Origin of the sequence: Bifidobacterium sp. ESL0690, from assembly GCF_029392315.1 — a bacterium.
Lineage (GTDB): Bacteria > Actinomycetota > Actinomycetes > Actinomycetales > Bifidobacteriaceae > Bifidobacterium.
Map to the genome: position 1 here is coordinate 318431 of NZ_CP113939.1, position 24094 is coordinate 342524.

The window sequence follows — 24094 nt, forward strand, 5'->3', positions numbered from 1 at the left end:
AGTGTTATGGATCAGATTCCAATGGAGCCTATGGTTTCTCAGGGGGAAGGCTATTGGACGGCCTCGGGGCAGGATTCATGGTTTCTTCCCAAAAAGGTCCAAAAACCGTCGAAGTATGTTACTTTTGGTTTCATCTTGGTGATTGTGGTATTAGTTGCCTATTTCGCTTGGTATGGGTGGATTGGATTGCATGAAATGCAAACCACCGGATGTACGATTCCTAGTGAGGCGTTATGGCAGAAATTTTGTGGGACAGTTGGTTGGTGTTATGCCTGGACTGTAGCGGCTATTTGTGCCGGTGCGATAATCGCCTTTATCTATATGGCGATATCCACGGCGCCGAAGAAGGGGCAGCATTTCGGCCAATGACGAAGCTGATGCGAACTCAATTATGAATATCGAAAACTGTAGGTGATATCGTTTTTAATTAATTCATTGTGTTTTGTATAATAGACTCGGCATTGTGGCTAGATTAGGGAGAAAGAATGCAAGAGGACAACCAACGGCCGGTCATTAAACCCGGAATAGAACGATTTACCAGTGCGGGCAGGAAAAAGGAACGCGTTGATTTGCTGTTCATGGTACTTATTTTCGTTATTATCGGGATTTTTGCTTTGGTAAGAGTTTGGAGAAAGACCGGAAGAATCACCAAAGTCGATGTGGTTGTTGCCGTTGTGGTGGTCGGAATTCTCTTCTTGGCTTTTCTTATTCAGGATTTGGTCGCATTGCGTCCGAACCGTAACTACCTTTATTTCGACGCCGTGAAATTAGCTGAAGCTTATGGGCTTAGAGGTTTCATTATAGGTAAGATTCATCGCAAGTCCAATGGTGACGTTGTCTTTAAATATCAAAAGAATCGTTATGCCGGCAACAACAACCAACCCGTATTGCAGGATTTCAAAATCAAGAAGGACTGCCTGCCGATTTCCTATGCGGCGATCGGCGAATGGATTGATCCTATGGATAACAAGCTGCGCATGTGCGTATGTGGGTTGGACTTTACCGAAGAAGGGGTAAGCCTGCAATTCGACTCCGACGGTTCGTTCCCGCAACAGGCCAGAAGGGCGAGGATGGCTCAGACCGGTTGGAACGAGCTGGCTTTAAAGGGTTGAGCGAGTCGAATGGTTTGTTTCGGCATAATCAAGCGTTGTCTGAAACGAGTTGTCTGAATCGCGAGTGCCGTGTGCGGGAAATTTCCAACAAACCGCTGATTGTGGATAAAACGACGGACTTTATCGGCTTTTGTGGATAACTGGCGGGTGTAGGCCGTGACACGCCTCAAATGTGGATAACCCCTATCATTCGACCACAGTGCCCGTTTTTACCCCGGTAATTTTGTGTTTTGTGCTTCGATGGAATCAACGAGGATTTCATACAAGCGAAAGGAGCAAAATGCCGGCTCGATCAATCGCAGGCAACGGCAAACGCAGGCCTGCAGATATCAAGGTTCCGTCTCGGTCCCGTCGCGCTCGCCCTGCCTCGCGACCTCCCGCATTTCCGCTACAATTGGCGGTATTGCAGGAGGAAAGGAGGTGCAATATGGAGTGCGATGACTTCTTTGAGGAAGATGGCATCCGCCTGGGGTATAACGCCGATACGGTGACTATTACGGAAATCGGATATGGCAGGAAAGCCGTGCTCGATAATGAGGGGAATGTATTATCGTCGACTTTTCCGAAGGATAGTCTGGATTTTGTCCATCGCTATTTCCGGCAGAACTACGAGATGATTGAGCGTGCCCGGTCGATAGATCGGAAGTACGGACATGACTGAACTGTTTCGTGTGATGGGTTATTCGGTATTCTTCAGTTCGCAAGATATGCACCATGGCGTTCATGTACATGTCGGTAAAGGGCGGAAACGCGATCTGAGCAAATTTATCCTGACCAAAGATGGTCATGCTTTTCTGGCGCACAATCGGGGTGGGCTTTCCGATTATGAGGTTTCGAAGATTGAGGATGCGGTCGAAGACAGGTACAAGAAGATCGTTGATCGTTGGTCATATCAATTTGGTAGCGATTATCATTTTGATAAATAAGACATGAGCCATTATCGGCGGCCATTCATTCGTTTCACGGTGTGTAGTCGGCTTTAAAGTATGGTCGTAACGGATAATGGATTTGGAAGTTGTCAGTAAGTGGAATTGAGGATTATGAGCGGGGTGTTTATTTCGTTTGAAGGCGTCGACGGGGTCGGGAAGACCACGCAGGTCAAGCGCCTGAAGAATTACGTCGAAGAGCTGGGGCGTGAGGTTGTGGTTACCCGCGAGCCGGGCGGCACGAAGTTGGGTGTGGCGTTGCGTCAGTTGTTGCTGCATGGGGAAGAGATTGTGCCGCGCACCGAAGCATTGCTCTTTGCCGCCGATCGGGCCCAGCATGTCGCTGAGGTGATTCGGCCGGCGCTCGCGCGTGGGGCCGTGGTCATTTCCGACCGTTACATCGATTCTTCGCTGGCCTATCAGGCCGGTGGCCGGGAGTTGACGCAGGAGGACGTGAGGGACCTGAGCCTGTGGGCGACGAACAACCTGCTTCCGGAACGCACGTACTTGCTTGATATGGATCCGGCGGCTTCGCATGGCCGGCTTGATCACAACGAAGATCGAATGGAATCGGCTGGCAACGGGTTTCAGGAGAGGACACGTCAGGCCTTTCTTGATTTGGCGGCGCATGAGAAGTCGCGTTTCAAGGTCATCGATGCCTCGAAACCGATTGATGAGGTGTGGAACCAGATTCGTGCCGATGCCGATGACCTGTTGGCTGATTGGTCGTGTGGGCTGTAAAGGGCGACATAGTGGATTAGCTAATTTTGCAGCGCAACGTGATATTGCATATATGAATCTAGCGATTTCGAAAGGCAAGCGAAACGTTTAAGTAATGTAATTGAATTGTCTATCTGTGGCGGGCAATAAGGTGGGGTTACGAAAACAAGTGGAGGAACAATGAGCGTATGGGACTCGATTGTCGGCCAGGAGCAAGTGGTCGAACGGCTGCGCGCCGTCGCTTCCGGCGACCCCAAGGCCATCGCCCAATCGTGGCTGATTTGCGGCCCTCCTGGATCCGGTCGTTCCAACGTCGCGCGGGCGTTTGCGGCCGCGCTGGAAAGTCCGAGCCATGGCCTGAGTGATGAACCCGAACGTTCGAGCGAGCAGGTACTGGCCGGAACGCATCCTGATGTCACCATTTTGGCGACGAACAAGGTCACCATCGGCATCGATGAGGTCCGCGACCTGATCGAGACCTCCGAGCAGACGCCGAGCACAGCCCCTTGGCGGATCATCATCATCGAAGATGTCGACCGTATGCTCGAGCGCACCACTAACGTGCTCCTCAAGGAGATCGAGGAACCCAGTCCGCACACCATTTGGCTGCTGTGTGCACCGAGCGCCGAGGATGTGCTGCCGACCATTCGTTCGCGTACACGCGTCATCAATCTTGCGGTGCCGACAACCAAGTCCGTTGCTAAGTTCTTGGAAACGCAGGAACATATCGAGCCGAAACTTGCTGCCCAATGCGCGCGTCTGGCCGAGGGTCATATTGGCGTGGCCAAACTTTATGCCACTGACGAGCGGGTGCGAAGTGACCGGGCCGAATTGGTCTCCGGCGTGCTCAACATGGCCAAGGCTTCGGATGCCGTGTTGCTTGCGGGCCAGCTCATCGACAATGCCAAAGCCCAGGCGCAGGCCGACGTCGAAGAGAAAGCGGGCGAGCAGGAGGCCGAGTTCCGGCGCATTAACGGCTTGGGCGAGAAGGACCGGATACCGCCACAACTGCGCGGTGCCTTCAATCAGATCGGCAAGAAAGCCGATATCAAGCGCAGGGCGACCAGACGCAGCCGAGACGTGCTCGACCGCAATTTGAACACTATCTCCAGCGTTTACCGTGATGTCTCGGTGTTGCAAAACAATGCCGAAGATTCGGCCGGGCTGATCAACAAGGAAAAACGTGCGTCTCTCGTCAACCTTGCCGAGCGCCTGACCCGCCAAGGTGTGGTCGATCGTCTCGAATCCATCTCTGTTGCCCGACGCCGTCTCAACGGCAACGGCAACCAACCCCTCCTTTTCGAAGCTTTGTTCTGTGCGTTGTTGGCGTAATCTGGCGTAATGGAAATGACCGGTTACGGTCGGCTAGGTCGTCGCAATGCAGCTGGTCGGTCGTCGGCTGGGTTGCCAAAACGGTCGCTATCTCTGTGTCCTTATGTGTTTCACGGTGGCTGGAACGGCAGATAGCGGAATGTTCACTATTGATTAAGTGACGGATGCTTTTCGTCACAAGGCTGAGAGATACTTGAACCATGAAGATTTCAGCAGATTTCACCACCATTCCCGACGATTTCACCGGGGCAGCGGCGCCCGAATACAAGGTCGACGGCACGCCGATCGTCTCGTTTCCGTTCTACATCGATGAAGTGCAGGCCAATATGCACTATCTGCACTGGCAGCTGACCGATCCCGACTCGATTCCCGTCTGCGGCTTCGAGTGGATTCACTGGTCGGCGGCCAACGTGCCGATTGACGCATTGATGTTCGATTTCAACGATTCCCACGCCCTGCAGATTCCGCCGGACTTCTCGCGCCAACTGCCAGCCATGATTCCCGAGGCCGCGCAAGGCCGCACCAGCGCCGCCAGCAAGTTCGTCGGTTCCGATAACCCGTCGGTGACGATGCACTACAACGGCCCGACTCCGCCCGACAAACCGCACGGCTATGTGTTGCACGTCTGGGCCACCGTCGATCCGCTGCCGGAGATGCGTCAGGGCTTCTGGCTCAACGATTTGTACCATAAGATTCTTGAATACACCGGTCCGATCGACGATGCCGAGATCACGTTTATCGGCAATCCGGCCAAGTAAGAGCGAAAAGCAGAATCGTGCACTTTTGCCGGTCGATTGTTAAAGTGTGTCGATTTCAAGGTATTTTTAGGTAGTTTCAGCTTAGCATTCATGCACTTTTTACTTTTTGGTAGAAAAGTGCACGACCTTATCTCGTAAACAGTAATTATTGATCTTTTATGAAAGGAACAACAAACATGGCATGCACCACCATTCTGGTCGGCAAGGACGCGAGTTATGACGGCTCGACCATCATCGCGCGCAACGAGGATTCGGCGAACGGGGAATTCAACCCGAAGCGTTTCGTCGTGACCAAGCCCGCGGATCAACCTCGCCATTATCGCAGCGTGCTGAACCATCTCGATATCGAGCTGCCGGACAATCCGATGCAGTATACGTCGCTGCCGAACGCGGACACCAAAGATGGCGTCTGGGGCGAAGCGGGTGTCAACGAGGCCAACGTGGCCATGAGCGCCACCGAGACGCTGACCACCAATGAGCGTGTCATCGGAGCTGACCCATTCGTCGAGTTCGAGCCGGCCAAGGGCAAGGAAGGCGAGCCGGATTACGTGCCGGAAGTCGCCGGTGGCATCAGCGAAGAGGATTTCCTGACCATCGTGCTGCCGTATATCAAAACCGCCCGTGAAGGCGTGGAACGTCTGGGCTCGCTGCTCGAGCAGTATGGCACCAACGAGATGAATGGCGTCGCCTTCAGCGATGTCAACGAAATCTGGTGGCTTGAGACCGTCGGTGGCCATCATTGGATCGCCAAGCGTGTGCCCGACGAGGCTTACGTCACCATGCCGAACCAGCTGGGCATCGACGAGTTCGACCTTGAGGACGCGTTGAGCGAGCAGGAGAATCACATGTGCTCCGCCGACCTCAACGAGTTCATCGAGGCCAACCACCTCGACCTCGCCGTCGAGGCGACCACCCCGTTCAACCCGCGCGATGCCTTCGGTTCTCATTCCGATTCCGACCACGTCTACAACACCCCGCGCGCCTGGTACATGCAACGCACGCTGAACCCGTACGATGAGGTGTGGGACGGCCCGGACGCCGACCATACTCCCGAATCCGATGACATTCCGTGGGCGCGCCAGCCTGAGCGCAAGGTCACCATCGAGGACGTCAAGTACGTGCTGAGCTCGCATTATCAGGGCACGCCTTACGATCCGTACGGCCACCTCGGAAACGAGCGCACCCGTCACATGTACCGTTGCATCGGCATCAACCGTCAGAGCCAGCTTGCGGTGATTCAGATTCGTCCGTATCGTCCGCAGTCCGACCGCGCCATCCAGTGGATTTCCTACGGTTCGAATCCGTTCAATGCGCTGGTGCCGTTCTACCCGAACGTCGACGCCACCCCGGCCTATCTCGAGGCGACCACCACCCGCGTGACCTCTGAGAACCTCTACTGGGAGAACCGCATCATCGCGGCGCTGTGCAACTCCGCGTTCGCCGAAACCTCCAACGCCATCGAGCGCTATCAGGAGCTGACCGGCGGCATGGGCCATCGCATGGTGGCGGCCACCGACGAGCAGATCGCCCGGCTTGGCGGCGACAAGGAGGCCAGCGCCGAATCCATGGCCCAGGCCGAACTCAACGCCGGCAACCCTGAAGGCGACGTCGAGCCGATGGAGCCGAACCAGATCATCGCCGCCACTCGCAATGCCGAGGTACGCGAGATCCTGCGTGCCGCGAACCAGTCGATGGCCGACCAAATCAAGAAGGAGACCGACTCGCTGCTCGACTCCGTGCTCTACACGGTCTCGATGAAGATGGCCAACGGTTTCGACCGCTCCGACAACTGAAAGTGAGATGGCAAAAGGTCGGTCGATAGCAATTGCAGAACGTTGGAATTCCAAGGTTTCTGTTGTTCTGTTGCCCGGCCTTTTGCCGCATAAGGAGAAAGATTATGGCTGAGCCATTCGAATCGTCACGAATCCAGCAGATGCGTTATCCTTTGCCGGCCGACGTGATGTTTGAGCAAATACGGCAGATGTTGGAAAGCTCCAAGTTCTTCAGGTTGCGTTCGGTGGGTCCGCAGCCGTTGAGCTGCGTGTTTTCCACCCATGTGAGTCTGACCGCATGGGGTGAGTACATGAATGCTGTAGTGATACCCGATGCACAGGGGTCAGTGGTGAACGTGAAGGTGAACGCAAACTTCAGCACTCTGATGCAGGGCAGGCGCAATCGCAAGGATATGGAACGGTTCTTCACCGATTTGAATGCGCGGATTGATGCCCTTTACCATCCGAACGGCGGTTTTGTGGCTCCGCGCCAATAGTTTTCTTGCCAAGTTGAAAGTTTCGAGTGCAGTTTAGACGTTCGGAATATCAATGGCATGGAGTTGGTGCTGGAAGGCGAATGACAGGATTGTTTCTGGGCGTTTTGTCCTTCGCGGCGACGTGTGCTGATAGGCTTTGGGTATTGGTTGCGGTTTTACCGGCACGGTCGGTTTGCGGATATGACTGTGCATAAATAGCGATAAGATTTCGCAACTTCAGATAATTCTTATGCGTCGCGAAAGCAGGTACAACATGGCTCTGATCGATCAATTCACCATTCAATATGGACTGGTCAAAAAAATCGACGCGTTCGGGTATCTCGATTACCTGAAAAACCACGCCGACGAGCCACGCAAGCACGGGCAGGTTGTGCTCGTCACTGCTGATACACCGCTGAAGGCCTCGCGCGGGGAAGGCAAGACCACCACCACCATCGCGCTGATTGACGCGCTGCGTGCCCGTGGTATCGACGCGACCGCCGTGTTGCGCCAGCCGAGCATGGGCATCACTGCAGCTGGTTCCAAAGGTGGCGCTTCTGGCGGTGGCAAGTCCTCGCTTTCCCATCCTGAACTGATCGACTGGGGCCTATGCGGCGAAATGGCTGCCATTGAAAACGCGCAGAACCTGCTGGTTTCCTTCGCCGAGAAGGCCATTGACGATGGTCTTATCGACACCATTCTTGTGCCGCGCGTTTCCGAAGTGCCGTCGCGCTCGCTGCGTCAGATTGCCGTCGATCGCGGCAAGGGCAATGTGCCCGAGCGCGTGGTGCTGACCCCGACCTGCGAGCTAATGCAGATCGTCGTGCTTTCCCATTCCATGGACGAGATCGCCGAACGCGTCTCCAAGATGGTCGCCGGTACCAAGGACGGCAACCCCGTCGCTTTTGGCGATTTCATTGACCTTTGGCGCATCACCGGTATCCTCGGCGACGCGGTGAAGCCGGCCCAGACCGAAACCGTGAACGGCTCGCCGGTCTACGTGCACTGTGGCCCGTTCGCCAACGTGTCACTGGGCATTCCGAGCTTGATTTCCGTTGAAATGGCCTGTGCGCTGCACGACGTCGTGGTGGTCGAAGCCGGGTATGGTGCCGACGCCGGCGCTCAGAAATGGCTTGATATCGCCTGCCGTGAGTTTGGGGCAGAATGGCCGGCCGCCGCGGTGGTGGTCACCCGCGCTTCGACATGGCGCGACGATCCGAAGCTCGCCTGGCGCTACCCGTTCCACGTCCACCGCCTCGAAAGCCTTGGTATTCCGACCTTCCCGCTGGTCAACCTCTGGGACGGTGAGGACGATCAGATCGATTCCCTGCGTGACACCGCGAAATCTTTGGACTTCCGTGATCCGATTATCGGCAATCTGTTCCGTGACGGCGGCGAGGCGTTGGCCCCGCAGCTTGACGGATTTGTTGATGCGCTTGAAAACGCGAATGATTCCGCTGACGCGACAAACGCCCCCGCCGATTCTGCCGATCCGGAAGTCGCCGATAACCACGCCAGCCATAAGGGCATGGGCTTGGTCGAGGATGTGAAGTGGATCGCCGACAACGCCTATGGTGTGCCTGCAGACCGCGTGCTGACCAAAGTCGGTTTCACAGAATCCCTGGCTGCAGCGACTGAACTGTGCAACGGCGTCGGCACGAGCATCGATGACCTTGCAGTGGTCGCGGTGAAGTCCCCGGCTACGATGACCGACGACGATTCCGCTGGAGCTGACGAGCGCACCGTTACGCTCAAAAAGGTCGAGCCGCATCTCGGTGCTGGAGTGGTCCAAGTCAACCTCACTACTTCGCTCACCACCCCGATGCCGAAGATCGTCTGAGGCCGTCGGATGGCTGAAGACGACAAGGGCGACGAGAGTGATACCCACAGCGGAGTCGACACTACTCAGCTGAACGCCGACCAGCGTGCGGCCATTTCCGGCCTTGCCAAAGACAACGTCTATGTCAAGCAGTCGAAGTGGACCACGTTCCGCGAGCTTCCTGCCGGCCAGAAAGGGACGTATTTCGTCCAAAACTTTCTGCTTGGCACGGTCGTGGTTGTCGTCGCTCTCGTTATCGCCATTTCGCTGGTGGTCACGTATCTGACTAAGCCGCCCACACCGGTCTTCACGCTGGAAGCGGTGAATATGCACCAGGATTCTGAGCAAATCAGCGCGTTGAAAGACGAATTCGTCAAATATGATAACGTCAAGGATGCGCGGAGGGTGAGTTTCGGCAGCAGTCTGAACATCGGCAAAAACAGTTATGCCGATGATTCCCCGAAAATCATGACCCAGGTTGCGGCCGGCCAGATCAATGCCATGGTTTCCGACAAGAAGACGATAACAACGCTTTATAAACGCGGGCTCGTCAACAAGCCCTCGGAAGTGCTCACCGCTTCAGAGCTCAAGCGGTACTTGAATATGGGCGTTCTGGTCGATGCGAAAGACAAGCCGGCCACGAGCGCAGAAGACGCCATCGCCTTCGACCTTTCCCGCTCGCAGACGTGGAAGGCCAAGAGCCTGCCAAGCGATGCACTGTTCGGTTTCAGCAACATCAAGAACGGCAAGGACCATCCCCGCGCTTTCGTACGCTATCTGGATTTCAAGTAAGCGGGCTGAAAATTATCGGCTGATGGATTGCTTTAGTTGCAATAGCTGCCTGTGTGCGGCGATTATAGACGCTATAACCCACAAAAGGCGATAAACAGACCATAGAAAATTCTTGGTATGTTTATCGCCTTTTAATCACATTTGCTATAGGTGCCGTTCAGTGCTGTTCAGCGCCGACAGACGTAACAATCAGAAGTTGCCGCCGTTCCAGCCCCAGTCGCCCGTAGCCGTATAACGGATGTAGGTGCGGTCTTCCGGTACGCCGAGCTCATCGTGGAGCGCGGTCATGATCTGCTTCGACATCGCCTCCCACACGGAACGGTCGATGCTTCCGGGCGCGCCCATGACGTTGACCTCGACGTAGGCCGCCGGCTTGCTATCGGTGCCGCCAAAGTAAATCGGCATATTGTCCTCGAACGGGCACATCAGCCAGCTCTCGGTCTTGCCGGGAACGGCGGTGATGGCCTTGCCATATGCGGCCTTGAGCGCCTCGCGCTGCTCGGGCGTGGTGGAAACGGAAACGTGGGTATGAATGACTGGCATGATAGCTCCTTGCGTTTTGCGGTGAATCGTTATCGTCACTGATATTTTATGACAAGCGCTGTGTATAGCACCACGATGATTCCATTTTTGGCCTGCCGCTTGCGTTGGTGATGCTCACGTCTGTTCTGGTGTTGCGTCCGCAATCTGAAGTTGCGCCTGCGATGGCCATGCTCCTGTTTATGTTATGCCCGCAATGTGAGATTGTGTTTCGGCAGCTGTGACGCGAGCGGTTTTGCATCCGCAATCTGACATTCTGTTTGCCGCACTTGTACTTTGGCCCCTTTTCCATTTGCAATCGGTGAATGCGTTTATTGCCGGATCATCAGCGTCTAATGTGGCGGTGCTGCGCAGATTATCGGGGTATTTGGTGCAGAGTATGCCTACTGGTACCTTCTTCGCCCCGGTTGTGCGTACATTAAGAATGTTGACACGAAGCGGTATGACGCGATTTACTAAAAAGTATCAATTTATGATACTCAAGAGTTTTGCAAGCCATCGCAACGCGCGAACGTGGTTGACGAAATACGAGGGGAAGGAACGGCAAACGATGAGCGGTAGGCAAGCCCAGGAACCGAGTAGCAGCGTAGCGACGGCCCCCGGGAAACTGTATATCGCCGGCGAATACGCCGTGGTCGAGCATGGTCACCCCGCGATTCTCGTCGCCGTCAATCGTCTTCTGACCGCTCGCATCACCGAGCATGACACCACTTCCACAGCGGCTCAACTTCAGCCTTTCGGCGTTGATCCGGTCGGCCGTATCCATTCCGCAGGCCATCCCGAGGCGTCGGTGACTTGGCGGCGTCGCGCGGGGCGTGCAGTGCCCGATGTCGAGCAGCCGGGCGCGGCGTTCGTGCTTTCCGTCATCCACGCAGTCGAGGAGCTGGCCCAGCAGCAGGGCAGGGACCTCAAAATCTACGACGTCAATATCGAAAGCGAACTCGACGATGCCTCCGGCCGTAAATACGGTCTGGGCTCATCCGCTGCGGTGACGGTGGCCATGATGAAGGCGCTTACCGCGTTCTACGGTCTTGAGCTCGACCCGATTCAGCAATATAAACTTGCGTTCGTCTCGGCCAGCCGCGCCCAGAAGGTCGGTTCCGGCGGCGATCTGGCGGCGAGCCTGTTCGGCGGTTGCATCCGCTTCACGGCCGTCGACCGGCAGTGGGTCACCAATCGCTTGCAGGACACCGCGCTGAGCGACCTGATTGACATGCCATGGCCGGGGCTGAGCATCGCGCGCCTTCGCGCGTTCGCGCCTGGCAGCAGCCTGCGTCTGATGGTTGGTTGGACCGGCAATCCCGCGTCCACACCTTCGCTCGTCGGCCACGTCCAGCAGCAGAGCGCCGCCGAACACGAGCGGACGTATCAGGACTTTTTAAACGGTAGCGATGCCTGCGTCGACGCGTTGGCTTCGGCGTTGGTCCGCGACGACGAGCAAGCCGTCATCGCCCGCGTGCGCGAGGCCCGCAAGTTGCTGCAAAACCTTTCGTCATTTACGGGCGTGACCATCGAAACCCCAGCCTTGCGTGCTCTGGTAGAAGTCGCGGAAAATCATGGAGCGGCGGCGAAAAGCTCCGGTGCCGGCGGCGGCGACTGCGGCATCGCGATTGCCGGACCGAGTGCCGATTGTGCTGCTATCACACGCGGCTGGCAGGAGAAAAGCATCGTTCCGTTGGGTCTTTCGGTGCACGCCCCACAGGTCGAGCTCGCCGATTGGGCGGGCGGAACTCTCGTCGATATGTCTGACGGAATTATTGGAAGCGCTCGTGCCGAAGGAAATTTTTCCGGACGCGCCGGCGGTAGTGAAGACGCTGGGATTGGTGGTATTGGAAGCGTCGGCGCCATTGAAGTCGGCAGCGTAGGCGGGATCGGTGGTGTCGCAGGTGTTGCCGGTATAGCTGATATTGCTGGTGTCTCTCGTGTACGTGGTGTCGATGGCATCGGCGGTGCTAGTGCCGGCGGTGCCGGCGATGCGTTTGGCATTAACGATATTGTGAGTGCCGCTGGAGCTGGAATTGCAGGTAATCGCGGTGCCGGTATCGCCGGTTCGGGGATGTCGAATATGTCGGCGAACGTCTCGGCAGGTCATGTACTTGGCGTAAATTCGCAGTTCCCTGCTGCCGGGGCGAACCGCAAGGACGACCACGTTCGTCTCGCGCTTGCCGAACATGCCGACACGCAACGTAATGCATTTGATGACATCGCGTTCGTGCACCACAGCTTGGGCAGCGTCGACGTCAACGACGTTGATATGGCCACGCAGGTTTGCGGCGCGACGTGGGACGTGCCGTTCTATATCAATGCCATGACCGGCGGGTCGGCCAAAACCGGGGCTATCAACACTTCTTTTGCACGCGTTGCCGCCGCGACCGGCTTGGCCATGGCCTCCGGTTCGCAGCATGCAGCCATTCGCGACCCGAAACTCGAGCCCACATTTACCACGATTCGTGAGCATGATCCGTCCGGTTTCGTCTTTGCCAACGTCGGGCTTTCCGTGAGCGTCGAGCAGGCGTTGCAGGCTGTCGAGATGATTCATGCTGATGCTCTGCAGATTCATATCAATGCCGCCCAGGAGTTGGTGATGCCCGAAGGTTCGCGCGATTTCGACGCGTGGCCAGAGCGTATAGCGGCAATCGTGAAGGCTTCGCCGGTGCCGGTGATGGTCAAGGAAGTCGGCTTCGGCATGAGTGCGCGAACCGTGCGGCAACTGGCTGAGTTGGGTGTGCGCACTGTTGATGTCAGCGGTCGGGGTGGCACCGATTTCGCGCGCGTTGAAAACGCTCGGCGAGCTGGCCACGAATACGGCTACATGGCCGGTTGGGGCCAGTCCACGGCGTTGTGTCTGTTGGCGTCGTTGCCGAATAAATGTAATATATTAAATAATGATAGCGCTAGTGAATCTTCCTCAAATTCCGGCAACGTTACAACCGATGCCAACTTACCCGCTAATGGCGCGAATAAAGCTGTGAACAAAGCGACTGGCGAAACCAACGTGACCGTGCTCGCTTCCGGCGGTGTGCGTAACCCACTCGACGTGGTAAAGGCGCTCGCACTGGGTGCCAAGGCCGTCGGCATCTCCGGCCATTTCCTGCAGGTCTTGAATGCGTCTGGCGAAGGCGGCCTGATCGCCGAAATCAACAGTTGGAAGAGTCAGGTGCGCTCGCTGATGGCCTTGCTCGGCGCGAAAACGGTCGCCGACTTGCGTCGCACAGACTTGTTGGTCACCGGCAAAACCGCCGAAGAGGCGCATTTGTTGGGTGTTGACTTATCGGTGCTCGCAAAACGTCGCTGAGAAAACACCAATAGGGTGTTTCCTGATGCAAAACGTCTTATTCGTAGCATTGAAAGCGTGAATGGTATTTGATATGCTTTCCCTGCTGCAAATACGACAAATGGCAAATTAAAAATGTTGAGATTCCGGCAATATTAATTTTTCAGTATGGCAGAGCATAGCACGGAACGGAATTTTGCATCAGAGTAAGCTTTATTGCTATATTGTAATGCGATTTAGTTGTGCTCAGAAACGCTCTTGCGCAAATCCTGTATGCGGACTTCAATGGGAATATGTTTCCTTCATTTTTGAGTGAAGACGCCGAAACCGTGGCAAAGGGGTTGCTCGGCTGCCTCCTGATTCGTGAAATCGACGGCGAGACTTTGACCGTGCGCATCGTTGAAACCGAGGCCTACGATCAGCTTGACCCGGCAAGCCACACCTTTCACGGTAAAAGCGAGCGGAACCGCGCGATGTTCGGCCCGTCCGGCCATGCCTACATCTACCTGATTTACGGCATGAATCTGTGTATGAACGTCACCGCGTTCGAGGAGGGCTTCGGTGCGGGCGCGCTCATTCGTGCCGCCGAACCGATGGATACGCGAACCGTCGAAATCATCGAAAAACGCCGTGGCGGCCGCCGTATCAAGGACTGTCTCAACGGTCCCGGAAAAATCTGCAAATCGCTGGGCATCACGATGGATCTCTACGGCCACGACCTGCGCAAGCCGCCGCTGAGCTTGGCAACGGGTTCATTGCATCCGGGCGAGCGTATCGAAGCCACGCAACGCATCGGCATCAGCAAAGCCAAGGATCGCCCGCGCCGTTTCGTCATCGCCGGTAACCCCTATCTTTCGAGGTAGAGTTTTGGTGTATTGCAAGCGTTCGTCTTGACACTTTGCTGCTGGTAAACGTCATTTAAAGAAGTGCAAGATGCAGTTTTCATGCACAATACTGATTTGATGCTGGTAAAGGGGATATAACAAGTTCTTAGATGCCGTTTACCAGCAGCGGCAAGTGGTGACAGGTGTATAGCGGCGGGTTCCATACCACCGGTTGGTATCTGTGCGATACGTTGTCGGAGAGTCTCGGAATATTGAATTATGCCAATGCAACCGCGATGACGACGAGGTTCATCAGGCTGGTGAAGGCCTCGATGCCGCCGACCTGCATGGCTTTCATGCGCTTGTGGTGCGGAAAGATGATGGCGATCAGCAACAGTACGGTGGCGGCAACGCCCCAAAGCAGGGTGGCGGCTGTCACGCCTCGCGCCGGCGTGAATCCGGCAAGGTTCTGCAACAGCGTCGGTGCGCCGAAGCCGAGTACGGCGAGAACGACGTGATAAATGATCGAAAGCCCGTAATAACCGGAATTGCCGTATTTGCGGAACATGGTCTTGACGAAAACGACCGACGCGTATTCGGTAAGGACGAACGCAACGGCCGCGATCACTCCGGCTTTAGGCAGCAGCGGCGAGCCCAGAAAATATTGCGTCGCATCAATCGAACGCGAAACGGACAAGGGATTGCCTTGATGAAGTGCGGTACTGACGCCGTTTGAGCCCGCGGCAAAAGTGTTGTGTGAAGGCAGCAGCGGCGACAATCTGGAAGCAAGGCTTTCGTTCGGGGTGGCAGCGACGAAGAAGCGTGATCCAAGCGAAGTGGCGAGTAGAGCCATCCCTCCTGCCGCGATGACGGCGACGGCATTGCCCCACAGTGTTCGTTCGCGTCTCAACCATGCGGCCACGAACGAAAGCGTAGCGAGCACGGCGTAGGCCGGAATCCACCACAGCAGTTTCGGAGCGAACACGAAAACCGGAATACCCACGATGGCCGTGGCAATGAAATAGGCCGCCGCCGGAACGAAGTAGATATTCGAATGACGTTTTTTCGTTGAAGTTACCGTACGAGCTGTCCTGGAAGCCGAAGCTGAGCTGGAAGTTAGACCAAGGATTCTGCTGTTTGTAGATGAAGCAGAGGCTTGTTTGGCTGCAAGGTTGCCTGAAGACGAGTTGGAAGCCATCGGATTCGGAGTATTCATTTTGCCGGAATGGCCGATTCCGCGTCTGCGTTTTCGGGCGTCCTTGACTTCGTGTGAGCGAACGGCGAGCCAGCGTGCGGCCGAGAATTGGAAGCAGTAGCACAGCGTCCATGCCAGCAGCAGCCAGACATTGCGCCACGAAATCCCGCCGATGACAATGCCTCCGAGCGCCGGGAATAGTGCCATGACCCAAGCCCCTGGCTGATCTGGCAACCAGATGTTGGTGTGTTTGGTATGTCGGGTTTTGGCATTGATACGAGATTGCGCTTCGGTGTGGTTGCTGGGCTGAAAGTTAACTCCTGCATCGTTGCTAGGCTGAGGGCCGGCTCCTGCGTCATTGTCAGGCCGTGCTCCAGTACCAGTATCGTTGCTGGTTATTTTGCCGCTCTTATTTTTTGCGACTAAAAATTCAGTTTTTGTCTCTTCCATACTATGTACGTTATGCTGTGGTATCTATTTTCGTAGCATAACGAAATGGGCAGCACCGCACACCGCAAGATGTACGATACCGCCCGTTGTCAATCAATCAGTTAATTAATCAATTAATCGAAAAATAAATCTATGAATCAATCGAAAAATCAATCAATCAACTCACCTGATCACTCAGCAGAAGGAAGCTCCTCGTTGGTGCCAGCATAGATCTTCTTGTGGCAAACAATGAAGACGACCAAGCCGGCGACGGTCGCGATGGCGGCCACCAGGAACAGGTTGCCGTAGTTTGCTGCGGAACCCTTCAGGCCAGCCAAGCTGAAGCCGGTCATAGGCTTGGAGCTCATCAGTCCGCCGATGATGGCGATGCCGATGGAGCCGGCGACGTTCATCGCCAGATCGTTCATGCCCACGCCACGTCCGGATTCGTCCTTGGTCAGCGTGCCCAGCACGGAGTCGATAATCGGCGAATACATCATGCCGATGCCTGCGTAATAGACGCAGCCAGCGAGTGCCAGTGCCACGGGGCTGACGTTCACGCAGAACGAAGCGACGACCAGGCCGACAAGCTGTGCGCCTCCGGCGAGGAAAATGCCGCGGGTCTTGCCGATCTTGCCGATGATCCAGCCGGAGCAGGTGCCGAAGATGGCCGCCACGACAAACGCCCAAACGATGTAGAGCGAGATGGTGTCGGTACGCAGATGGTAGATCTCACTGCCGATCGCGTTGAAGATCGGGGAGAAGGAATAGTTCGGCAGATAGAAGAGCAGGACGAGGCTGATGGCCATGATCCAGCGGGTGTTGTGGAAGAAGTCCGGGGTGATGAACGGGTTCTTGGCCTTGTGGATGTAGACCGCGAAGACCACGTAGAGCGCGACGGAGATCAGGAGCATCCACCACATCGTGTACGAGAAGAACAGGGTCAGGAATGCGGTGGCGGTGCCGAAGAGCACGAAGCCCCAGACGTCGACCTTTTCACCCGTGCCCGACTTGTTCGGCAGGTTGTGCAGCAGCAGCGGCAGGAAGAGGATGGTGACCACGGGGATCAGGAAGAGATACTGCCAGTGGATGGAGGTCAGGAAGCCGGCGGCGAAGACGCCGATAGCTGCGGAGACCTGATAGCCGGCGGTGAAGATGCCGAAGAAGATGACCTTCAGCGAATCCTTCAAGTACTTCGTGGCGACCACGAGGTAGACGGAGCCCGCCACCTGCTCACCTGCGGTCTGGATGACACGAGCGATGATCACGGTCCAGATGTTGGCCTTGAAGAAGAAGTTCGCGACGAAGCCGAAAATCGACCCGGTGATCAACAGGGTAATGCCGACGATCACGAGCTTTTTCAGCGAAACGAAGTCACCGAGCGAGCCGTAAACGAAGCACACGATGCCGAGCACGATGCTGGGCAGTGCGGTGATAAGCGAGGCCTGAGCCGGGGCGCCGACGTCCTGGCCGACCTGGGTGAACACCAGATTGAATCCCTGCAGGCACAGCGTGCCGAGGATGAAGGTGATCAGCAGCGGAATAAGCGCCTTGACAGCCTGATCGCTGGTAATCTCAGGTTCGCTGCCTTTCGCCTTCGGGTTTTGAGAGCTAACCGTGCTCTCTTTGGTTGTTTCTGCCATATTTTCCGTCCTTGGAATGGATATCTTTCTTTTTATTTGCTTACCTATATTTACTTTGCGGCAGCTGCAACGTTGCCGATGCGAGTCATGAACTCGTTAAGGAAGCGTTCCTTGTCGACGCCGACTGCGACCTTCATGGTCTTGTTCGGGTCGTTCAAGCGGTCGTTGTCGCCGATGGTGCGTCCGCGCAGTTCGCCCTCAGTGTCCACCTTCATATTGATCGGAAGCGTGGTGACCAGCGTCGGGTCGATGGCGACTGCGGCGGCCAGCGGATCGTGCAGTCCGCATCCGTTGAGGTTCGGGGAGGTGGTCTCGTAGGCCTTGATATAGAAATCGACCATGTCGGCGAGGAACTTGGCAGCGGGAGTGCCGATTTCGCGCCACTTCTGCGAATCCTTGTAGGTCATGAGGGTCTGCAGAGTCACGTCGAGGCCGACCATGGTCACCGGTGCGCCGGAACGGAAGAGCATGTCGCAGGCCTCGGGGTCTTGCGAGATGTTGGCCTCGGCGCAAGGGCTGACGTTGCCGCACACCGTCAGTGCACCGCCCATGATGACGATGTTGCCGATTTCGTCCTTGATTTCGGGAGCCTTCTTGAGCGCCGTGGCGATGTTGGTCTCTGCGCCTGTGGGCACGAAAGTGAGGTCCTTGCCGTATTTCTTCACCGAGTCGATGATGAAGTCGGCTGCGCTTTCTGTTTCGGCCTTGCGAGGGGAGTCTGGGATCTCGACGTCGCCGATGCCGTTCTTGCCGTGGATGAAGGCCGAGACCTCGGAAACGGCGAACGAATCCTTCTTCAATGCATGGCTTTCGCCGCGATACACCGGCACTTCGGGGTGACCGAGCAGGTCGGTGATGGCCAGGTCGTTGCGGATGCCCTGGTCGACGAGCACGTTGCCGAACGTACTGGTGATGCCGATAAGCTCGACTTCAGGACTTCCCAATACGTAGGAGATGGCAAGGGTATCGTCGATGCCGGTATCCAAATCGAGAATAATCTTTTTCTTCATAACTTCTGCCTTTCGTCTTCGCAGCATCTGATTTTAGATGTTACTCAACACTGACAATCAACAACAATCAGACAGCGCCATTGCAGGTGTTGTTTTATCGTATCGATAAAACGCTTTATCAATACTGCTATCTATGATAAAGCGTTTAATTTAATGAGTCAAATCGAGACGGGTTCCTTGATAAATAAATAGCCGCCCCCGCTTTTTATAATTGTGATACATCTATCGGACGAGAAGCCCTTATTCACAGGGCAAACGCAATACGACATCCCGTTGTTTGTGGTATTTAAAGTTCCGATATCGTCGCTCGGTTGACGAGTGTTGGCCGGATGAATTGCTGCTTGGGCTTCGTGATCCAGGGCCTGCGGCCCGATTCCGACCCCATATCCTTGATTCGAGAGGAAATGAGCTCGTTGCAGGCGGTGGCCATGGCGCTGATGTTCTGGTCAAGCGTGGTCAGGCGATGGTTGAAGCCCAACCGTTCGGAAACGTTGTCGTAGCCGATTACGGAGCAATCCTGCGGGCAGGAAAGGCCGCGTTCTTCAAGGCGCTGGATGAATCCCAGTGCCATCAGATCGTTGGTGCAGAAAACGGCGGTCGCGTGGGCGTCGATGATATGGTCGGCGGCGTGGTAGCCCCCGGTATAGCGGTAGTTTCCCGAGCAGTTGAGATTTGGGTCGAGCGGCAAACCGGCCTTTTCGAGGACGCTGGAAAAACCGGCGACACGTCTGTTCATATTTCCTGTTCGGGTGTCTCCCGAGATGCAGGCGATGCGTTTGTGCCCTTTTGCCAGAAGCACTTGTGCGGCAAGCTGGCCACCGACGTAATTATCGGAGCCGACGGCGTCGCACCAGTCATCGCTGACAAGCCTGTCGGTGAGTACCACCGGGAAATCAAGATTGCTGACGTCTTTTTTGAGAGCTTCGGAATTGTTCACCGACTCGCGTGAGGGAATGAGAAACAGTCCATCGACGCCTCGGGAAGCAAATTGCCGCAACAATTTGTGCTCCGTGGCCTGCGAGTCGTCCGAATTCGCCATCAGCAGGGAGTAGCCGTTGTTGCTGCTTACGTCCTCAAGCGCTTTGGCGAGAGAGGCGAAGAACATGTTTTCGATATCGGGGATGAGCAGGGCGAGCAGCATCGATTTGTTGGTGGCGAGGCTGCGAGCCGCCTGGTTGGGCACGTAGTGCAGGCGTTTGGCCGTTTCAACGATGAGTTCGCGTTTTTCCTGCGACATGCGGGTCGGCCGGTCGTTGAGAACCAGGGAAACCGCCGTGACCGAGACGCCGCAAGCTTTGGCGATGTCTTTGAGCGTCACGGTGTGGTTCATGTTTTTCTGCTCCGGTTCCTGCCCTCAAGGCCGTCATAGCCATCGTGGCGTTCACGCAAAAGCTTAGTCGACTGACCGTATGTGCTCTTCCTCAGGTCATTGCCGGTTGCGTTTTATGCCTTACTGAGCTTGGCGTTTGAAGAAAGCGCGGATCTGATCGGCATTGCCGTACGAGGCCTGGGCGCCGTAACCAGTGGCGGCGTAGGCGGCCACGTACGAGGCCAGCGAAGCGGAGTCGCTGAGCGGGAAATCGGAAGCCAAACCAGCCAGAAGCGTGCCCATGAAGGAATCGCCGCAGCCGGTGGTGTCGACGGCATCGATCTTGGCTGCGTCGACGTGGTACGTGCGATCATGGTCGAGCACCATGGCCCCGTCGCCGCCCAACGTGACGACCGCTTCCTTGAAACCGAAATCGTGCATTGACTGGGCGATGTAGTTCCAGTCCATGCCCAGCCAGTCGCCGTTCTTGGGCTCGGCGATGTTGAGCAGTTGTGCCATTTCGTGTTCGTTGACCAAAAGGATGTCGGAGTATTGGATGAGTTCGTCCGGCAGCTTGTCGGTGAAGGGGGAGTCGTTCAGAAGCACTTTGATGCCCGCGTCATGGCACATTTTCGCTGTGGCGGTAACGGTTTCGATCGGGCTTTCCAAGCACAGGCCGAGCACCGATGACTTCAGCAGCACGTCCTTCTGGCTCTCGATGTAGTCGGTGCTGACGGTGGCGTTAGATCCGGCCGAATAGACGATGGTGTTTTCGCCGTTACCGTCGACGGTGATCACGGTAGTACCGCTGGCACCCTCGACATGGCGGACATGGGAGGTATCGACGCCGGCGTCGTTGAGTTGTTCAAGCAGGAAATCCGCGTTCTTGTCGTTTCCCACAGCTCCGAACATATTGACTTTCGCGCCGATTCGTGCGGCGGCCGCAGCCTGGTTGCCGGATTTGCCGCCGGGCAGGATGCGCAACGGGCCTCCGGCGATGGTTTCGCCGGGCTTCGGCAGACGCTTGGCGGTGACGGTGTAGTCCGCGTTCATCGACCCGACAATGCTGATTGATCCGGAAATGCCATCTAGCAGGGAAAGCGTCTTTGCGTTCATTTCATCCTCGATTGGTTCTTGGTTATTCGCAACACACATTAAAAACTAGTGCGCTATTACTAACTTGGTTATAAGATAAAACGCTTTATCAAAAAAGTCAAATTGTACGGAGGGCGTTGTCGAGGTTCATAAAGAATGAGCAGCTGGGATTGCCGTCAGTGCCATCGTCGTCAGGGGATTGCCGTCGTGAATCCTCTGCTAATGAGAGTTAGCGGATAATTTGCGACGGTAAATCGGGTGTGTGCGTCGTAATTCCTCTACGAGTGGGGGGTTAGCTCGTGATTTGCGACGCTGGATTAGACCTGAGCGTCGTGATTTCTCCATTAGTATTGTTCTGCGGGCTGGGTTGTTCGGAAGCTGAGCGCAGATGAGCAAGGTAAATTGTGGGTAGCTCTTCCGAGTATGTGAATAGCTTCCTGCGACACGCCCGGGCGTGTGGATAAGTGATAGCGTTCGACCACAGTACCTTGTTTTCTCGCGGAATTTTGCCTGTTCGCCGTATGGTGACGATATGAGAAACCATCAAAAAGTCAACGCATTGATTGCGCAGGCGAAGCGAAAGAAACGCTGCTGTGTTTCAACAAACGCTGTCGAAAGCCGGGCGTTGTACCGTCGCAGTGTTGCCGGTGAACTTGTAAAACCATATCCAGGATTGTTTTTCCCCGCCGAGGATTGGAAGCAGCTTGATTATCGCCATCGGACGTTGTATGTGGCGCGTGCCCTTCACTTCAAGCATCCAGATTGGGGGTTCGCCGCTTTCACTGCTGCTGTGATTTATGGCTTTGATTTACGCCAAAATCTTTATGATGGCACCATATATGTGGCTGATAGTTCAAGCTCTTCGAACAGCCGATTGCTGCGCCGTGTTTCGATGCCGCATGCTGAAGTTTGCTATGTCGATGGAATCCCGGTGACTTCGGTCGCCAGAACACTTGTGGATTGTGGCCTACGCTGTGCATTCAGGGATGCCTTGCCGCTTTATGACTCGGCTTTACGTGCAGGGTTGGTCTTTTTGGACGATGTTGCCGCCGAACGGCAGACCCTGCGTCATGGTCGGGCTTTGATAGATCGTCTGATTTGTTGCGCAGACGCCAAGAGCGAAAGTGGCGGCGAATCGTTCTGCAGGGCCACGATGATCGAGGAAGGATTTCCGATTCCGCAGCTTCAAGTGGAATATGCTAATGATGCTGGTTCAACGTATCGTGTCGATTTCCAGTACCGGTTACGCGGCGGGGAGGTTATTGTCGTCGAGTTTGATGGCATGGAGAAGTATGTCAATCCGTTGATGACCCATGGAGCAGCAATAGAGGAAGTCGTGCGTCGGGAGCAGGAGCGTGAACGATTCCTCTTTCGTAGTGGCGTCTCGCGGATAGTGCGTCTTACTTACCGCGATGTCGTGGGGCGTAGCGAACTGGTGCATAAGCTGGCGGATGCCGGCGTTCCTTGTATGAAGTTGGCAGGTTAGGACGAGAGTCGATATCAACGGGGCGAGAAGCGGACAAAATTAGCTCGCCGAGTTCTGGGATTGATGCCTAGTAGGTGGATTACGACGCTAAAGTATTATTTTGCGTCGCAAGTCCGCTCTTAATGAAGATTAGTGGGCGATTTGCGACGATAAATCGCATTATAGCGTCGCAAATCACCCGACAACGGGAGTTGATAGGTGATTCGCGACGCTGGATGATGAGCCGGAGGGCTGGAAGGAATCGGAAGAGGTGGGCGGAGGTGCCGGAAAGGTGGACGGAGGTGCCGGGAAGAGCCTGCAGAGCGGATTAGAGGCCGGTTATGGTTCAGTTGACAACGTCATGGTGAGCAGGAACGGGAAAGTCGACAGAGGAATCGATGGGTCAAAGTGAGAGAAGAGCTGTCACGCGTACATATTGCGCGGGTGCATGTCTTCGGGCAGACCGTCCATGAGGCCAGAGACCGAACCGGACTCGAAGACCGAGCGGATGCCGGCGGCTAGCAGCGGGGCGATGGAGAGCACGGTCATATTGGGCAGGCGCTTTTCTTCTGGCACCGGAACGGTATCCATCAGAACGATTTCGCGCGCGCCGCAGTTCTTGAGCCGTTCGACGGCCGGGCCAGAAAGCAGTCCGTGGGTGGCGACCAACGTTACCGATTTCGCACCGGCCTCGCGCAGCGTACGCACGGCCTCACAAATCGTACCGGCGGTGTCGATCATGTCGTCGACCACCACGCAGTCGCGTTCACGCACCTCGCCGATGATGCCATGTGCCACGGCATGGTTCGGGCGGGTGACGTCGCGGGTCTTATGAATAAAAGCAAGCGGCAGCCCGCCAAGCTTGGCGGCCCAACGCTCCGAGACCTTGATACGCCCGGCGTCGGGGGAGACGATGGTCGCGTTTTCCAGCGGCATCGAGTTCTTGACATAATCGAGCAGCACCGGCATTGCGGTCAAGTGGTCGACCGGCCCGTCGAAGAAGCCCTGCTCCTGCGAGGCGTGCAGATCAACGGTCATGATGCGGTCGGCACCGGCGGTCTGGAAAAGATCGAACATCAGGCGGGCGGTGATGGGCTCGCGGCCCAGGCCCTTCTTGTCCTGACGTGAATAGCCGAGGAACGGCGCTACAACAGTGATGGAACGGGCCGAGGCGCGCTTCAGTGCGTCGATCATCAGCAGTTGCTCCATAATCCACTTGTTGATGGGGTCGGTGTGCGCTTGCAGCACGAAGACGTCCGCGCCACGCACCGGCTCGGTATAGCGCACGTACATCTCGCCGTTGGCAAAGTCATAAGCCGTGGTCTCAAGCGGGACGGTGCCCAGGCACTCGGCTGTGGCTTGAGCCTGCTCCGGATACGCTCGACCTGTCACCAGTGCCAGTCGTTTTTTGGGCTTTCCTTCGAGAATCGCCGACATATCTCGCCTTCCGTTGTGCTGCGCTGTTACGCACTATGCCAATCCGATATTGTCATGATCCAAATGAGACCCAGACAATACGGAAGCAAACTACACTCTAATATACAAGCCACAGTGGGCAGCTTGCGACTTCCGCGTGTGAGCCGCGCAATATTGAATTGCCGCC

General features: G+C 55.9%; 21 protein-coding genes. 14 read left to right on the forward strand and 7 right to left on the reverse strand.

Annotated features, from left to right (window positions below; genetic code table 11):
- Positions 1-6 precede the first annotated feature (6 nt).
- The 11 genes from OZX62_RS01130 to OZX62_RS01180 all read left to right on the forward strand — a co-directional run bounded on the left by OZX62_RS01130 (position 7) and on the right by OZX62_RS01180 (position 9707).
- Entirely contained in the window at positions 7-369 is a 363-nt protein-coding gene (locus OZX62_RS01130) for a hypothetical protein (RefSeq protein WP_277176220.1), read from the forward strand.
- Between the two features lie 116 nt (positions 370-485).
- A complete protein-coding gene (locus tag OZX62_RS01135) occupies positions 486-1112 on the forward strand; it encodes a hypothetical protein (RefSeq protein ID WP_277176222.1) in 627 nt (208 codons plus the stop codon).
- Positions 1113-1539: 427 nt separating this feature from the next.
- Positions 1540-1773, forward strand: coding sequence for a hypothetical protein (locus OZX62_RS01140; RefSeq protein WP_277176223.1), 234 nt, complete (start codon positions 1540-1542; stop codon positions 1771-1773).
- The gene (locus OZX62_RS01145; RefSeq protein WP_277176224.1) at positions 1766-2038 is read left to right on the forward strand and encodes a DUF4160 domain-containing protein; all 273 of its coding nucleotides are present in this window, start codon (positions 1766-1768) and stop codon (positions 2036-2038) included. Before OZX62_RS01140 ends, OZX62_RS01145 begins: the two co-directional genes overlap by 8 nt.
- Positions 2039-2152: 114 nt before the next feature.
- Positions 2153-2779: a dTMP kinase gene (tmk, locus tag OZX62_RS01150; protein WP_277176225.1), complete on the forward strand. Its 627-nt coding sequence runs from the start codon at positions 2153-2155 to the stop codon at positions 2777-2779.
- A 159-nt stretch (positions 2780-2938) separates the two neighbouring features.
- Positions 2939-4090, forward strand: coding sequence for a DNA polymerase III subunit delta' (locus OZX62_RS01155; RefSeq protein WP_277176226.1), 1152 nt, complete (start codon positions 2939-2941; stop codon positions 4088-4090).
- 200 nt (positions 4091-4290) lie between these two features.
- Positions 4291-4848, forward strand: coding sequence for a YbhB/YbcL family Raf kinase inhibitor-like protein (locus tag OZX62_RS01160; protein WP_277176227.1), 558 nt, complete (start codon positions 4291-4293; stop codon positions 4846-4848).
- A 176-nt stretch (positions 4849-5024) separates the two neighbouring features.
- Positions 5025-6641 carry a C69 family dipeptidase gene (locus tag OZX62_RS01165; protein WP_277176228.1) on the forward strand — a complete coding sequence of 539 codons (1617 nt, stop codon included), beginning with the start codon at positions 5025-5027 and terminating at the stop codon, positions 6639-6641.
- Between the two features lie 104 nt (positions 6642-6745).
- Positions 6746-7117: a hypothetical protein gene (locus tag OZX62_RS01170; protein WP_277176229.1), complete on the forward strand. Its 372-nt coding sequence runs from the start codon at positions 6746-6748 to the stop codon at positions 7115-7117.
- Positions 7118-7370: 253 nt separating this feature from the next.
- Complete coding sequence (locus OZX62_RS01175) at positions 7371-8936, forward strand: formate--tetrahydrofolate ligase (protein WP_277176230.1); 1566 nt, start codon at positions 7371-7373, stop codon at positions 8934-8936.
- 9 nt (positions 8937-8945) lie between these two features.
- Complete coding sequence (locus OZX62_RS01180; RefSeq protein WP_277176231.1) at positions 8946-9707, forward strand: hypothetical protein; 762 nt, start codon at positions 8946-8948, stop codon at positions 9705-9707.
- 189 nt (positions 9708-9896) lie between these two features.
- Here the strand turns inward: OZX62_RS01180 and OZX62_RS01185 are convergent, their stop codons facing one another.
- Complete coding sequence (locus OZX62_RS01185; RefSeq protein WP_277176232.1) at positions 9897-10250, reverse strand: phenylpyruvate tautomerase MIF-related protein; 354 nt, start codon at positions 10248-10250, stop codon at positions 9897-9899.
- Positions 10251-10797: 547 nt separating this feature from the next.
- On the opposite strand from OZX62_RS01185, the gene OZX62_RS01190 reads away from it, so the two are divergent.
- Both OZX62_RS01190 and OZX62_RS01195 read left to right on the forward strand, forming a co-directional pair.
- Positions 10798-13542, forward strand: coding sequence for a phosphomevalonate kinase (locus tag OZX62_RS01190; protein ID WP_277176233.1), 2745 nt, complete (start codon positions 10798-10800; stop codon positions 13540-13542).
- 272 nt (positions 13543-13814) lie between these two features.
- Positions 13815-14384, forward strand: a complete 570-nt coding sequence (locus OZX62_RS01195; protein ID WP_277176234.1) for a DNA-3-methyladenine glycosylase — start codon at positions 13815-13817, stop codon at positions 14382-14384.
- A gap of 238 nt (positions 14385-14622) precedes the next feature.
- Here the strand turns inward: OZX62_RS01195 and OZX62_RS01200 are convergent, their stop codons facing one another.
- From OZX62_RS01200 to OZX62_RS01220, 5 genes are all read right to left on the reverse strand, one after another.
- Positions 14623-15990: a YwiC-like family protein gene (locus tag OZX62_RS01200; RefSeq protein ID WP_277176235.1), complete on the reverse strand. Its 1368-nt coding sequence runs from the start codon at positions 15988-15990 to the stop codon at positions 14623-14625.
- A 170-nt stretch (positions 15991-16160) separates the two neighbouring features.
- A complete protein-coding gene (locus tag OZX62_RS01205; protein WP_277176236.1) occupies positions 16161-17612 on the reverse strand; it encodes an MFS transporter in 1452 nt (483 codons plus the stop codon).
- Between the two features lie 50 nt (positions 17613-17662).
- On the reverse strand, positions 17663-18622 hold the full coding sequence (locus OZX62_RS01210) for a nucleoside hydrolase (RefSeq protein ID WP_277176237.1): 960 nt from the start codon (positions 18620-18622) through the stop codon (positions 17663-17665).
- Positions 18623-18908: 286 nt separating this feature from the next.
- Positions 18909-19952, reverse strand: a complete 1044-nt coding sequence (locus OZX62_RS01215) for a LacI family DNA-binding transcriptional regulator (RefSeq protein WP_277176238.1) — start codon at positions 19950-19952, stop codon at positions 18909-18911.
- 120 nt (positions 19953-20072) lie between these two features.
- The gene (locus OZX62_RS01220) at positions 20073-21047 is read right to left on the reverse strand and encodes a ribokinase (protein ID WP_277176239.1); all 975 of its coding nucleotides are present in this window, start codon (positions 21045-21047) and stop codon (positions 20073-20075) included.
- A gap of 511 nt (positions 21048-21558) precedes the next feature.
- Between OZX62_RS01220 and OZX62_RS01225 the strand changes: the two genes are divergently transcribed.
- Positions 21559-22512: a hypothetical protein gene (locus OZX62_RS01225; protein WP_277176240.1), complete on the forward strand. Its 954-nt coding sequence runs from the start codon at positions 21559-21561 to the stop codon at positions 22510-22512.
- A gap of 402 nt (positions 22513-22914) precedes the next feature.
- On the opposite strand, the gene OZX62_RS01230 is transcribed toward OZX62_RS01225, so the two are convergent.
- Positions 22915-23928 carry a ribose-phosphate diphosphokinase gene (locus OZX62_RS01230; RefSeq protein ID WP_277176241.1) on the reverse strand — a complete coding sequence of 338 codons (1014 nt, stop codon included), beginning with the start codon at positions 23926-23928 and terminating at the stop codon, positions 22915-22917.
- Positions 23929-24094 lie beyond the last annotated feature (166 nt).